The sequence below is a fragment of the Cloacibacillus sp. genome (genome assembly GCA_036655895.1).
Classification (GTDB): Bacteria; Synergistota; Synergistia; order Synergistales; family Synergistaceae; genus JAVVPF01.
On sequence record JAVVPF010000020.1, the window covers coordinates 26,584 to 40,561 of the forward strand.

Annotated in this window: 12 protein-coding genes, 1 tRNA gene and 1 other annotated feature; of the genes, 9 read left to right on the forward strand and 4 right to left on the reverse strand. The window is 49.5% G+C overall.

Going from position 1 to position 13,978, the window contains the following annotated elements; genetic code table 11:
• Positions 1-149 precede the first annotated feature (149 nt).
• From RRY12_07775 to ilvD, 5 genes are all read left to right on the forward strand, one after another.
• Complete coding sequence (locus tag RRY12_07775; protein ID MEG2184558.1) at positions 150-872, forward strand: GntR family transcriptional regulator; 723 nt, start codon at positions 150-152, stop codon at positions 870-872.
• Positions 873-1,097: 225 nt separating this feature from the next.
• Positions 1,098-1,583 carry a tripartite tricarboxylate transporter TctB family protein gene (locus RRY12_07780; protein ID MEG2184559.1) on the forward strand — a complete coding sequence of 162 codons (486 nt, stop codon included), beginning with the start codon at positions 1,098-1,100 and terminating at the stop codon, positions 1,581-1,583.
• 16 nt (positions 1,584-1,599) lie between these two features.
• Positions 1,600-3,090 (forward strand): tripartite tricarboxylate transporter permease, encoded by a 1,491-nt coding sequence (locus RRY12_07785; GenBank protein MEG2184560.1) that lies wholly within the window; start codon positions 1,600-1,602, stop codon positions 3,088-3,090.
• A gap of 45 nt (positions 3,091-3,135) precedes the next feature.
• Positions 3,136-4,104 (forward strand): tripartite tricarboxylate transporter substrate binding protein, encoded by a 969-nt coding sequence (locus tag RRY12_07790; GenBank protein MEG2184561.1) that lies wholly within the window; start codon positions 3,136-3,138, stop codon positions 4,102-4,104.
• Positions 4,105-4,181: 77 nt separating this feature from the next.
• Positions 4,182-5,888, forward strand: coding sequence for a dihydroxy-acid dehydratase (gene ilvD, locus RRY12_07795; protein MEG2184562.1), 1,707 nt, complete (start codon positions 4,182-4,184; stop codon positions 5,886-5,888).
• 53 nt (positions 5,889-5,941) lie between these two features.
• On the opposite strand, the gene RRY12_07800 is transcribed toward ilvD, so the two are convergent.
• Positions 5,942-6,532: a hypothetical protein gene (locus tag RRY12_07800; protein ID MEG2184563.1), complete on the reverse strand. Its 591-nt coding sequence runs from the start codon at positions 6,530-6,532 to the stop codon at positions 5,942-5,944.
• Between the two features lie 316 nt (positions 6,533-6,848).
• Here RRY12_07800 and epsC point away from each other — a divergent pair, with 316 nt between their 5' ends.
• Positions 6,849-7,604: a serine O-acetyltransferase EpsC gene (gene epsC / locus RRY12_07805; GenBank protein MEG2184564.1), complete on the forward strand. Its 756-nt coding sequence runs from the start codon at positions 6,849-6,851 to the stop codon at positions 7,602-7,604.
• A 475-nt stretch (positions 7,605-8,079) separates the two neighbouring features.
• Complete coding sequence (dctP, locus tag RRY12_07810) at positions 8,080-9,087, forward strand: TRAP transporter substrate-binding protein DctP (GenBank protein MEG2184565.1); 1,008 nt, start codon at positions 8,080-8,082, stop codon at positions 9,085-9,087.
• 86 nt (positions 9,088-9,173) lie between these two features.
• On the opposite strand, the gene RRY12_07815 is transcribed toward dctP, so the two are convergent.
• From RRY12_07815 to RRY12_07825, 3 genes are all read right to left on the reverse strand, one after another.
• Positions 9,174-9,506, reverse strand: coding sequence for a DHCW motif cupin fold protein (locus tag RRY12_07815; GenBank protein MEG2184566.1), 333 nt, complete (start codon positions 9,504-9,506; stop codon positions 9,174-9,176).
• Between the two features lie 129 nt (positions 9,507-9,635).
• Positions 9,636-9,711 (reverse strand) — tRNA-Ala (locus RRY12_07820).
• Between the two features lie 46 nt (positions 9,712-9,757).
• The gene (locus tag RRY12_07825; protein ID MEG2184567.1) at positions 9,758-11,392 is read right to left on the reverse strand and encodes a class I adenylate-forming enzyme family protein; all 1,635 of its coding nucleotides are present in this window, start codon (positions 11,390-11,392) and stop codon (positions 9,758-9,760) included.
• A 66-nt stretch (positions 11,393-11,458) separates the two neighbouring features.
• Positions 11,459-11,798 (reverse strand) — a binding site (T-box leader).
• 170 nt (positions 11,799-11,968) lie between these two features.
• Here RRY12_07825 and ychF point away from each other — a divergent pair.
• Together ychF and RRY12_07835 are read left to right on the forward strand one after the other, a co-directional pair.
• Positions 11,969-13,063, forward strand: a complete 1,095-nt coding sequence (gene ychF, locus RRY12_07830; protein MEG2184568.1) for a redox-regulated ATPase YchF — start codon at positions 11,969-11,971, stop codon at positions 13,061-13,063.
• 87 nt (positions 13,064-13,150) lie between these two features.
• Positions 13,151-13,978 carry a M55 family metallopeptidase gene (locus RRY12_07835; protein ID MEG2184569.1) on the forward strand — a complete coding sequence of 276 codons (828 nt, stop codon included), beginning with the start codon at positions 13,151-13,153 and terminating at the stop codon, positions 13,976-13,978.

Sequence of the window (13,978 nt, forward strand, 5' to 3'; positions counted from 1 at the left end):
TCAACGCAACGGAGCGCGGCCGAAATCGGCCGCGCTCCGTGTGATGATCGCGGGGATGTATCTCTACTTGATTAATTTACAGTTATCTGTTTATATATCAAGTATAAATGATTATGTATTACAAGATGTGCAAAATAGAGGCGATAGGTATGAATAGTAATAGTCCATTTAGTTCATTAAGCCAATACGCGCCAAGCGCTGCATTTAATACCAGCGTAGAGACTCTGGTAGTACAAACGTTGCGTTCAGCGATAACCCAGGGGGCCTTTTATCCAGGACAGGAGATAGACGAAGCGGCAATCGCCGAAGGCCTCCAAATTAGTAAAATGCCGGTAAGGCAGGCGATAGCAGCTTTAGAAGTTGAGGGGTTGGTGACCAAAGTACCGAGAAAAAAAGTATATGTTACCAGTTTGGATAAACACGATATTGAAGAAATCTATACGACACGCATTGCCCTTGAGGAGGTTGCTATAAGAACAGCCATTAAGAAAGCCACGGAAAAAGACTATCAACTGTTGGAAGAAAATCTTGCGATACCACTCTCTCAGATGGGAGGTTACGTCGGGTTTCTTGAGGTGGATAAAGAGTTCCATTCGTTGCTTTATTCTCCATCAGGGTGGCATCGTGTAATAAAATATTTACAACAGCTACGAAACAACACGGCAATGTATAGAATATTGAGGGAACCGCTACCGTCGGAAAAACTTCTACTTTCATTAGAAGAACATCACGCTATTTATATAGCCTATTTAAAGAAAGATGAAGAAATGACTGCAAAGCTGTTAAGGGAGCATACTTTACGCACGATACCAAGTCTTAATGACATAACTAGAGCGAATGACACGGTATCTCTGCTCCAGAAACTCAAATAACCGCATTATTTTTAATATAACAGGGAGGACTTTTATATATTGATAAAAGTCCTCCCTGTTTATTTGTCCAAGCTAAATTATAACTTGACATTAGAACATATTATGATATAAATAATATAAGATAAAAAATCATAAATACAATTTATATACAATCTGCTGTGGAGAAGAGAAAGGGGGAAGAAATAGTACATTCATCTGTAGCGCGATTGTCAAAGGGGTGGAAATATGAGTGATGTGCAGAATTGTAAATATGATTTCATAGCTGGCACGATATCCTTTATCGCCGGTGTGGGGTTATATATCAATGTTCAAATGCAAGATATGATGAAATTCGATCTGTTAGGCTCTAAGTTTTTTCCCAAGGTTGCGTGTGTTGGTATGATGTTACTAGGAGGTATCTTAGTACTCCAGTCTATCGCAAAGTTAAAGTATCTAAAAGCTGAAGGAAACGATGAGGCCGAAACGAAAGAAAGTTTCTTTAATAGAAAAAAGGCTTTGTTTGTAGTTTACTCAGTAACATATTTTACGGCACTTGAATTTTCTGCAGGTTTCCTGCTCATGACTCCTATCTACATGTTTTTAAATATTCTTTTGTTGAAGCATGGAAAACCTTCGATAGCAGAGACACTGACATACGTTATTTTCTCAATTGTAGTGTCTACTGTCACCCATCAGTTCTTTAGTAAAATTCTTTACCTACTTCTTCCGTAATAAAGAGGTGTAAAAAGTGAATCCAGATATTATTCAGGGTATCAGTAGTATCTTTGCTCCGTTTCCATTTATGCTTATGTTGCTTGGTACTTTTGTAGGTATTGTTTTTGGCGCGATTCCAGGGTTGACGGCAACGATGGGTATTGTACTTTTTCTTCCACTTACTTTTAAGATAGACCCTGTTTCTTCTATATGTCTCCTGCTTGGTATCTATACAGGAGGTATATCCGGAGGGCTTGTCTCAGCGGCTCTACTTAGAATGCCAGGTACGCCGTCTTCAGTAGCTACGACTTTTGATGCATACCCGATGTCTCAAAAGGGTGAGCCCGGTAGAGCACTTGGGATAGGAATTTTTGCTTCGTTTATAGGTGGGCTTTTCAGTTCAATAGCCCTAATATTTGTGGCGCCGCAGGTTGCAAAAATTGCACTTACCTTTGGAAATTTTGAATATTTTTCAGTGTCGCTCCTTGCATTGAGCATTGTCATAGTGCTTTCAAAAAAATCCATGATAAAAGGATTGTTGGCTACATTTATAGGACTTTTCTTCGCAACCGTTGGTAGTTCTGAAATAGACATGGTTCCACGCTTTACATTTGGATTTGAAGAGCTTGAGGCTGGATTTAATATAATGCCTTTTCTAATAGGGTTATATGCTATATCACAGATAATTTCCGATATGGGATCGAATAACGATGTGCTTGTTCCAGATGTACCGATTACAAATGTATGGATAGGATTCAGAAATTTCTTTAAAGGAGATTTCTCGAATGTGATGCAGAGTACCCTTATCGGTTTTTTTATAGGACTTCTTCCCGGTATCGGAGGTGCCACTGCTAATGTAGTCTCTTACGGAAACGCGAAATCTCATTCAAAACATCCAGAACTTTTTGGTACTGGATATAAAAGTGGGATAATAGCATCAGAAACTTCTAATAATGCGGTGATAGCAGGAGCACTTGTACCTATGCTCACTATGGGCATTCCAGGGGATGCTACCACCGCAGTATTAGTTGGAGCACTGATGATACATGGTCTGCAGCCCGGTCCGATGCTTTTTAACACTAACGCTGCTTTTGTCTATAGTACTTTCTCAGCGGTATTTTTTTCAAATTTGGCCATGTTTATAATGATGCTTGTGGCTATACGGATTTTTATCAAGGCTCTCAGCATACCTAAGACATATCTATTACCCTTCATTATTGTGATGTGCGTTGTGGGTGCCTATGCACTTAATAATCGAATCTTTGACGCTTGGCTTTTGCTTTTCTTTGGGCTTGTAGGGTACTGTCTAGAAAAATTAGAATTTCCAATGACGCCTGCTATTTTAGGTTTTGTTCTCGCTCCTTTGATAGAGAACAATTTGAGGCAAGGGCTGATGTCTAGTAACGGAAGCTATCTGCCTTTATTGGAAGGGAAAATATCTCTTATTTGCCTCGCTTTGGCAGTCATTTCGCTCACATGGCCTTTTGTCAGCGGAGTAATTAAGAGGGTTAAAAATGTAATTTGATTTAACTGTAATGATAAATAAAAAACTCAAGGAGGTTGTATTCTTATGTTCAAAAAATATGTGGCAGTGTTGATGTGTGTGTTGTCTTTAGTAGCATGTTCGTGTGTAGCCGCTATAGCGGCTGATACATATCCTTCAAAACCAATCAAAATGGTAGTTGGGTATGCTCCGGGCGGTGGAGTGGACACTACTGCAAGAATCTTTGCAAAATATGCGGAAGAGTTCCTTGGCCAGCCAATCATCATAACGAATATTACTGGTGGAGGTGGAAGTATTGGTGCAAGAGAGGTGTTAAAGGCGAAACCAGACGGATACACGTTGCTATGGATGCATGAAGCTATACTCTCGGGGTATATAACGGGAGTTGCTAAGTTCAGTTGGGAGGAATTTACACCACTTGGCAAGGCTGTTGCCACATGTGATGCCATCGTTGTCAAGGCTGATGCTCCGTGGAAAACCATAGACGAATTTATGGTTTATCTCAATAAAAATCCGGGCAAGGTTAAAATGCCAGTAGAGATAGGCTCAATGAGTCAGTTAGAGCTTGCCGCAATTGACAATGCTGCAGGTGGCAAAAAAATCGTCGCTGTGAGTGGCGGTGGTGGAGCTACGCGAATCCCTAAACTACTCGGAGGCTTTCTTGATGCTGCTTCTCTGAATGCTCCGTCAATCCCGCAATATGTTAAAGATGGTTCCCTTCGTCCTTTGGCGGTTTGCACTCCCGAACGTAGTCCGTTTTTTCCGGGGCTTCCTACATTGAAGGAACGTGGTTACGATGTAAATAAACCATTTAATATGTACGTTTTTGGGCCAAAGGAGCTTCCGAAAGCAGTTGTGATAAAGATTAACGGTGCGCTTAAGCAAATGACCGCGGATCCTAGAGTAAAGAAAGATCTTGCCGCCATATTAGCAAGTCCAAGCTTTATGACACCCGAAGAACAGGTAAAGTACCTTGCCAATCTTACAAAATATCTTCAGGGTGTTGCTAAAAAAGCTGGAATTAATCAGAAATAACGGACCAACAAATCTAATGGCCGGAGAGAGTTTGTTCTCTTCGGCTGTATATCTCTAATTTTTCAAGGAGTTCACTCATGGATAACTCAAGAAACATAATTCTAACTACTAAAAGATTACCGAGTGATGAAATAGTTAATGGCGCTGACCGTGCAGGGCATAGGGCGTTGCTATATTCTCTTGGGATAGAAAAAGACGAAATGACACGTCCGTTTATAGCTGTGGTGAATAGTTGGAATGAAATCGTCCCCGGCTGTGCACCGCTGAAAGAAATTGCTTCGTTTGTAAAAAGGGGAATTTCTGAGGCTGGCGGCCTCCCGTTTGAATTCTGTACTATCGGGGTTTGCGACGGACTGGCTCAGGGACATCGCGGCATGTCATATTCTCTTCCCAGCAGAGAAGTTATTGCTGATTCTATTGAAATAATGCTTAAGGCTCACTGTTTTGACGGAGCTGTCTTTTTAGGAAGCTGCGATAAGATTATTCCAGGAATGCTGATGGCGGCCCTTCGCGTGAATATTCCCTCGATTTTTGTGCAAAGCGGGCCAATGCAGAACGGTTGCTACAAAGGGCAAAAACTCTCTCTGCCGTCGTTGCGTGAATATACTGGCAAATTTTTTGAATCTCATATCACCGCTGAAGAACTTGAGAAAATAGAAAAAAGTACGATGCCAACTCTAGGAAGCTGTGCAATGCTGGGAACTGCTAATTCTATGAGTTGTGTCGTAGAAACCCTTGGTCTCGGGCTGCCGATGACCGCCACGACCCCTCCGTTCACATCCCAGAAAAAACAAGAAGCGGTACGTGCTGGAAGGATAGTCGTTGATTTGGTCTACAAAGGGCGTAGGCCAAAAGATTATGTCACCAAAAATTCTATAGAAAATGCCCTGAGGGTCGGATTTGCGATAGGTTCTTCGACCAATCTTGTTCTTCATATCAGTGAGATTGCAAAAGAGGCCGGAATAGACATCTCATTGACGGAAATGGATGAAATAAGCGAATCGACACCGTACATCTCCAAACTTCATCCCTCTGGCACGGTCCCATTCAACGACCTCAATGCTGCTGGCGGAGTTCCTGCCATTTTACGGTCGCTTGGTCCTCTGCTACACCTTAGCGAGCGGTGCGTATGCGGGCAGAGCATAGAAGAAATAGCAGAAACAGCCGACTGGGTCGATAGGGAAATAATACGCCCCAAAGAAAAGCCGTTCCATACCAAAGGTTCTCTGAAGGTATTGTGGGGGTCTCTCGCACCGGATGGTGCCGTTGTAAAACAATCCGGTGTAGCGGATAAAATGCGTATCCACACCGGTCCAGCCGTGGTCTTCGAGAATATGGAGGCTGCAATCATTGCTGTGGAAGAGGGCCGGATAACGAAAGGTTCCGTAGTCGTTATTCGCAACGAAGGTCCTGTTGGTGGCCCAGGCATGAGAGAGATGCAGCTTGTTACGACTCTTATGGTTGGAACTGGCCTATCAGACACGACAGCTCTGGTCACGGACGGACGTTTTTCCGGCGCGACACGCGGCCCTTGCATCGGTCATGTCTCCCCCGAAGCAGCTCTTGGTGGTCCGATCGCTTATGTTCGCAATGGTGACGCAATCTCTATAAACTTGGAAGAAGGGCGGCTTGATCTTGAAATAACGGCCGAAGAAATGCAAAAGCGCATTGAAAGTGATCCGCTAAGCGACATACAAAGCCAAGAAGGCGTACTGGGAAGTTTTATTGAGCATTACATACAAAAACATAAAAAAGAGCGAAAAAATAGACGCTCCGTGGCGTGAACAATGCCATCAAAGCCTAGCGCTGGTGCCGTGAAATAACAAGTGCGCGCCCATTACCGCGTCACCAGCATCCAGTAATTTTCCGCCAGCTTTTTTATCTCAAAGGGGCCGTGCAGCGCGCAGATCGAAAGCAGGTCTTTGTTTGTGAAGTCCGCGGCTATTATCTCTTTTTCTTGGAGCAGCGCAAGGTTGAAGCGGGCCATCGCCATTAGTACGGAGGGGCTTCTGCGCGCGCGCTGCGCTATGCCGAAGCCCATTATATAGGTGACGCGCCGTCCTTGCGCAAGCAGCGCGTCAAGCGCCGTTTGCAATTCATAAAAGGCGGGGACGCCGGCCGCGGCGTCGAAGATATGCGCGTAAAGTTTCGGGGCGTTGCTTTTCAGCGTTCCGTAGTCCGCCATATATTCATAAGCGTCAAGCTCGCCCGCCGCGTTTCGCAGGCCGAAGGCGCCCCCTGTCTCTATACAATACCTCAGCGTAGGACGCAGCCGCGCACAAACGGACGCGGTTTTTTCCGCGGCGGTGGCCGATGGGTATATACCGGCGTAATAGTCGCTCTGCGCCATGCAGTCGGAGGCAAGCTTCGTCGCCTCTTCGATATCATCTGCGCAAAGTGCCTTGACGCGTAACGTTGTGGCTCTCATCTGCATCTCCCCCGATTCATGGAAACATTTTAACATTATCCAATAAAATGCCAACTTGCCAATCCGGCAAAGAACCTATAGAATGTAAGCCATGAAAAATACGACGATCTTCCCAACCGACAATAAATCATCCTGTTGTTGCGGCGCCGCTGCGATCTCAATGGCGCGCCTCATGCCGCGCGCGTATACTACACGTTCGGGGGGCTGCATCGCATAGGCGCGGAGCAGACGATATACTAAAAAGCAAAAGGCCCGCCCTGAAAAGGCGGGCCTTTTTTAATAAAGTTAAAAAATCATATTCTCAGGGGGAAACGCAATGAATTTTTTTAGATATGTGGCAAGTGATTATAAGGCGGCGCGCCGCAACGACCCGGCCATTCCCGACGGCCTTCGCGGATTTCTAGAAGTCATACTCTGCACGCCGGGGTTTCTTGCCATCACCTTTCACAGGATATTCCATGTCATGCACGTAAAACTCCACATCCCGGTGCTTCCGCGTTTTCTTTCCCTATTCGTGCGCTGGTGGACGGGCATCGAGATACACCCCGCGGCCTCCATAAGTGAAGGCTTCTTCATCGACCACGGCGCCGGCGTAGTAATCGGAGAGACGGCGGAGGTTGGCAAAAACGTCACGCTCTATCAGGGCGTCACGCTCGGCGGCACCGGCAACGAAAAAAGCCACAAGCGTCATCCAACGCTGGGAGACAATGTTTTTGTCGGAAGCGGCGCTAAGATACTCGGCCCCATCACGATAGGTTCAAATTCACGCATAGGCGCAAACAGCGTCGTCCTTAAAAACGTCCCGGAAAACGCGACGGTGACGGGAATGAGGGCGAGGATAATAAAAGTGGACGGGCGTCCTGTAGCCGCCGCCTCGTCGGGGCACAGCCAGGAGGAACTTTTGATGCGAATGCTGCGCCTGGAAGAGGAGCTTTATTACCTTAAAAACGAATTTAAACGCTGCCGCGGCGACATTGTCATTGAAACGCGCGCAGCCGCCGACAACGTCGAAGTTGAAATAGAACATCGCCATTCCGCGCGAGCTTCGGAGGAAAGTTCTGATATATCTTAATGATAGATATATTCTTTAACTGATATATATCAATAAGATTAGTCTAATAAACGAATATTCTCTTTTTTAAACAATTACAGCGTTGATATACGCGGAAAGCCTAAGCTCGCGCCTTCCGCGTATAAACTTGCGCGCCGACGGGCCGTTTTGCGTAAAATGCGCCAAGAGCGGATGTTTTCCGGCGTCGCGCGAAGTTCGGCCTCTGTGCTGCAAGGCTGCGCTTACGGTCGCCTACAGCTGTGCAAATTATATTGATTACACCTTAACTGAAAATTAAAATAATGTAAAATTTGTGTGTGATATTTTAGAAAAGCCCTGAAATATTCTAACGTTGACACTATCCCTCTTCTGATATATCTTGTACTACAGTGAATGTATAAATAGCGCTTGACAATAATGTAGTTTCAATTTGGCTTTTCGGTCCTGAAGAAGGGCCGTCCTAATAAAAGCAGAATTTGAAGGGAGAGGTATCTTTATGCAAATCACCAAAAAGCTTGCCGCACTTATGGCAACCGTTTTCGTACTCGCGCTTATGGCAACAGCAGCTTCAGCGGCTCCTGTGGTTCTCCGTTTCGCAGGGCAGCAGCCCCCCGAGCATCAGTGCACCAAGATGATGAACGACTTCGCGAAGGAAATCAACAAGAAGACCAACGGACGCATCCAGGTCAAAGTATTCCCCGCCAGCCAGCTCGGCAACTACTCGCTCGTTATGGAAGAGCTCGTCCGCGGAACAATAGACATGTCAGTAACATCATTCGCCAGCGAATTTGACCCCCGCTTCGAAGTCATCTACGTCAACGGCTACGTCAGCGGCTACGATTCAGCGAAGAAGGTTTTCGCCCCCGGCGCATGGCTCCCCAACAAACTTGACGAACTCGGCAAGCCCCTCGGCGTTCGCGTTCTCGGTTCCTATGTTGAAGGCATGATCGGTATCTCTTCAGTGAAGCCCCTCAAAGACCCGCTGAACCCGAAGGTAGACAAGGGCGTTCTTACCCGCGTTCCCAACATGGACGTTTACACGCTCGGCGCAAAGGCCATGGGCTTCCGCACCATCACCATTCCCTGGTCAGACGTTTACCAGTCACTCCAGACCGGCGTCTGCGACGCAGTTGACGGAATGGCGACACCTGCCGCTTACACCATCCTGGGCGACGCGATCAAGCATTGGTATGCGACAAACTACTCAATGGAATATCTCCCCCTCATGGTGAGCTCGAAGACATGGGCGAAGCTTTCACCGGCCGACCAGAAGATTTTCCAGGAAGCCGCAAAGAACTTCACCATCAAGTCAATCAACACCGCAAAGGCTGAAGATACAAAGTACATGGCTCTCATGGAGAAGAAGGGCATCAAAGTTCACAGATACACAGAAAAAGAACTTGCCCCCATCAAGAAGGCCTGCGTATCAACATGGAAAGAACTCGGCAAGCGCGGCATGACCCCCGAGCTCATGGCTGAATTCGAAAAGAACCTCGCGAAATAAGCTGCACCACTAACATAAACAAAAATAAGACGAGACCTCCTGCATGGGAGGCCTCGTCTTTATTTTATGCGCCGTCTTTTACGGCGTTAGTCTACGATGAACAGCTTTGCGCCGGATTCGGTGTATGAACGGTGCGGGTTGTCTTCGTCATTTGAAGCGACATATCCCATCCCTGGCGTCAGCAGGCGTTTACTTCCGTCTTTGAGCTCCGAAACGAGAGAACCTTCAAGGACGAAAAGCACATGCCCTCTTGCACACCAGTGGTTTGCCAAATATCCCGGAGAATATTCCACGATCCTCGCGCGGACGTTTCCCTGCTCAAATCTCTTCCATTTGGCGACGCCGCGTTCGCCTTCGTGAACCTCTTCCGGTATGGCGTTCCAGTCAACGTTGAGGTACGGTATTCCTTCGATATCCATAGTTGTCTTTTCCTCCGCAGCTTCGTGATGGTTGATAACAAAATGATACACGAAAAAACGCAGAAAAAAAGAGGCAGCACAAAACAAAAAGTCCTGAATCCGAAAACCGGATCAGGACTGAAAATTCAATGGTGGAGATAAGCGGGTTCGAACCGCTGACCTCTTGAATGCCATTCAAGCGCTCTCCCAACTGAGCTATACCCCCGTCGAACGAGGGTAATTATACTTTTTTACGCGGCGGCTGTCAAGACTTAGCTGTTCGTTTGCTGGGCTACGAGATTTTCCGCTCTGTAGAGCTGACGCAGCTTCGGCTTTTCTATCTTGCCGGTGGGGTTGCGCGGAATGTCGGCGAAGATTATCTGGCGCGGGCGCTTGTAGCGCGGAAGTTCCGCGCAGAATTTTTCTATGTCTGCCTCGGTGCATAGAACATTTGGCTTCAGCTCTATTATGGCGGCCGCTATCTCGCCCAAACGATGGTCGGGCAGTCCGATGACGGCCGCGTCCTTCACGTTGGGGTTCGCGCGCAGGAAATCTTCCACCTGCACTGGGTAGATGTTTTCGCCGCCGCTTATGATGACGTCCTTTTTGCGGTCAACGAGGTAGATGAAGCCCTCTTCGTCCTGACGCGCCATGTCGCCGGTGGAGAGCCAGCCGTTGTGGAGTATCTCGTCCGTCGCTTCCGGATTTTTATAATAGCAGGTCATGACGCCGGGGCCTTTGACCGCCAGTTCACCCACCATGCCGCGCGGGACGACGGAGCCGTCCTCTTCAAGTATCTTCACGCGCCAGCCGAAGCCGGGCACGCCTATTGCGCCGACCTTTTCGATGTTGCCGACGCCGAGGTGCACGCAGCCTGGGCCGGTCGATTCTGAGAGGCCGTAGTTCGTGTCGTATTTATGCTTAGGGAATATCTTGCGCCATCTGTTGATGAGGCTGGGCGGCACGGGCTGCGCGCCTATGTGCATCAGCCGCCAGCGCGACAGGTCGTAGCCGGCTATGTTGATGCGGCCGTCGTCTATCGCGTCTAGGATGTCCTGCACCCACGGCACGAGCAGCCAGACGATGGTGCATTTTTCCTCCGCCGCGGTTTTTATTATTGCGGCCGGGTCGGTGCCTTTGAGCAGGATGCCCTTGCTGCCCGAGATGAGGCTGCCGAACCAGTGCATTTTTGCGCCTGTGTGGTAGAGCGGCGGGATGCAGAGGAAAACGTCGTCGTGCTTTTGCCCGTGGTGGGCCTGTTCCGTCTTCGCCGCGTGCATGAGGCTCTCGTGGTTGTGCAGTATCGCTTTGGGAAAGCCTGTGGTGCCTGAGGAAAAATATATCGCGGCGTCGTCGCTGTCCGAAAGCAGTATGCGCGGCGCGAAACTCGAGAGATTGGCCGTCAGGTGCAGATAGTTTTCGGCAAAGCGCGGGCAGCCGTCGCCTATGTAGAAAATGAGTTTGACGCGCGGGATGTCGCCGTAAATGTCCTCCACGCGTCCGATGAACTCTGGGCCGAAGAATAGCGCGTCCACGTCCGCCAGCTCAAGGCAGTATTTTATTTCGTCGGCGGTGTAGCGGAAGTTGAGCGGCACTGCGAGCGCCCCGGTCTTGAGTATCCCGAAGTAGAGCGGCAGCCATTCGAGGCTGTTCATCATGAGGATGGCCACCTTGTCGCCCTTTTGGATGCCGCGCGAAAGCAGCAGGTTGGCGCAGCGGTTCGCCTTTTCGTCAAAGACGCTCCACGTTATCTCGCGCCTGTAGCTCTCCGTGGGGCTTGACTCGATAAGTTCGTATTCCTTCCACGTGACGCGGCGAAGCTCCTTCACCTCTGGATTGATCTCGACAAGGGCCGTCTCATGGCAGAATTCGTGCGCGTTTCTTTCAAGCAGTTCAGTGATTGGCATTGCAAAATTTCCTCCTCGCGTTTTTATTTCGGCGGGGAGATATAAAAATCCCCGCCCTCCTGATTAACAGAGGACGGGGAATATTGACCCGTGGTACCACCTCAGTTTGGCGTCTCCTCGCGGAGCGCGCCCTCGTCGGGTACGCGGCGAAAGAATGCCATATACCCTGTCCGATATAACGGTCGAACCCGTCGCAGCCTACTTAGGAAGCCGTTTATCATATATGCCCTCCACAAAGCCTGTACTTGCCCCTGCTGGACGACCTCTTATGATCAATGACCCAATATCCCTTTTGGTGCGCCGCTCCTGGAATGTATTTCGGTTCGTTCGTCCGCCGCCTCGCACCATCCGCCGGCTCTCTGAAGGACTGAAAACGCGCCTACTTCTTTCCCGTCATTGCGTTTGCCTCTCTATGTGAGACATTATGAGATATTTTTACGCATCAAAGCGGATATGTCAAGGCCGCGAAAAAATTTTGCCGGCGCATTTAGCGGCGGAAAGCGGCGCGTTCATTGCCTGCTTGGCGCAATTATAGTAAACTTGCTATAGATGTATAAAAATATGGAGTTGGTATAGATGCTGCATTGCGGAATAGTCGGGCTGCCATTAAGCGGTAAGTCTACAGTTTTTAACGTTATAACGCGCGCCGGAGCGGAAGTAAAGCCATACGCCGGAGGCAAGACGGACCCAAACAAGGCCGTCGTCTCCGTGCCGGACAAACGTTTTGACAAGCTTGTCGAGATACACAAACCGAAAAAAGAGACGCCGGCGCAGGTCGAGTTCGTAGACCTCGCGGGGCTTTCGCGCGGGGCGGGAAAGGGCGAAGGGCTTGGCAACGCCTTCCTGAATTTTGTGGCCGACGCGGACGCGCTCATTCAGGTGATACGCTGCTTTGACAACGCCGCCGTCGAGCACCCGGAGGGAAGCGTAGACCCGCTGCGCGATTGGGACATTTTAGACAACGAGCTTATCTTCCGCGACCTTGCCGTAATCGACAACAGGCTCGGCAAGCTGCGAGCGAAGAAGCGCCTGCTGCCGGAAGAGGAGAAGGAAAAGGCGCTGCTTGAAAAGTGCTACGACTGCCTCATGGACGAAAAGCCGCTTTCCTGCATCGAGCTGAAGCCGGAAGAGTGGCGTCAGCTGCGCGGTTTTTCCTTTGTCACGTCAAAGCCTCAGATAATCCTGCTGAACCTTGACGACAGCCAGAGCGAAAATTCAAAGATACCGAAATGGGACGAGCTGAAAAAGCGCGCGGACGCAAGCGGAGCCATGCTCTGCACCCTCTACGGCAGCCTTGAAATGGACGTCATGGACCTCTCGCCGGAGGAGGCCGCCGAATTTACCGAGGGGCTTAACATCACGGAGCCGGGGCGCGAACGCCTTATCGAAGAGGCCTACAGAGTGCTTGGGCTCATCAGCTTTTTCACCAGCGGCCCCGACGAGGTGCGCGCCTGGACGCTGCATGACGGAGAAACGGCCGTAGATGCCGCAGGCACGATACATTCCGACCTTGCGAGAGGCTTTATCCGCGCGCAGGTCGTATCCTACGAGGACTACATAAAATACGCGGCCTCCCTGGACGAATGCCGCAAAGCCGGGGTGCTGCGCCTAGAGGGCAAAGAATATCCCGTAAAAGACGGAGATATGATAGAAATAAGGTTCAACGTCTAATACGCGCGAATAAATATTTATATCATCACTAATTTAGCGGCGCGGGGGAGCTATCCGCGCGCCGCGTAAGAAACGGCGGGGTGTTTTATGAAAATATACATCAGTTCGGACATGGAAGGCTCAACCGGCGTCGTCAGCCGCGAACAGGTGGACAGCGCCGCGCCTGAATACGCGCTGGGCCGCGCCATGCAGCGGGCCGACATCAGGACGGTGATAAGAGCCATCCTTGACGAGCCCGACGCAGATCAGGTAATCCTCAACGACGCGCATTGCCACATGACGAATATCGACATAGCCGATTTAGGCGCGGAGGTGTGCCTCATCAGCGGTACGCCGAAGCTGCTTGGAATGGTGGAGGGGGCGCAGGACTGCGACGCCGCCTTTTTCATCGGCTACCACGCGATGGCCGGCACAGAAAAAGCCGTGCTCGACCACACCTTTGACCCAGAGACGATATACGATCTTAGGATAAACGGGCGCCGGATGGGTGAAACGGGCGTCAACGCGCTGCTTTGCGGGGCGCTTGGCGTTCCAGTCGCCATGGTGAGCGGAGACGAGGCGCTTCGCATGGAGGCGCAGAGCCTTCTTGGCCCAGAGGTGGCAGCGGTCGCCGTGAAAGAGGGCCTTGGACGGTGCGCCGCAAGCTGCGCTACGCCGGAAAATTCAAGCGGCCTGCTCTACGAAGGCGTCAAAAAAGCGATGAAAAACCTGCGCAGCGGCCTCATCAAGCCCCTTGTGCCGGAGCTTCCGTGCGTCATGGAAGTAACGCTGCTTGATACGCTGCAAACGGACGCGGCCTCCCTTGTACCTGGCGCCGTCCGCATAGCGGCGCGCACGCTGCGCTTTGAGACGCAGGAGGCGCTTGAACTGAGGCGTTTCCTCTACTCGGTCATGGAATGCGCGGGAAGAGTGTAA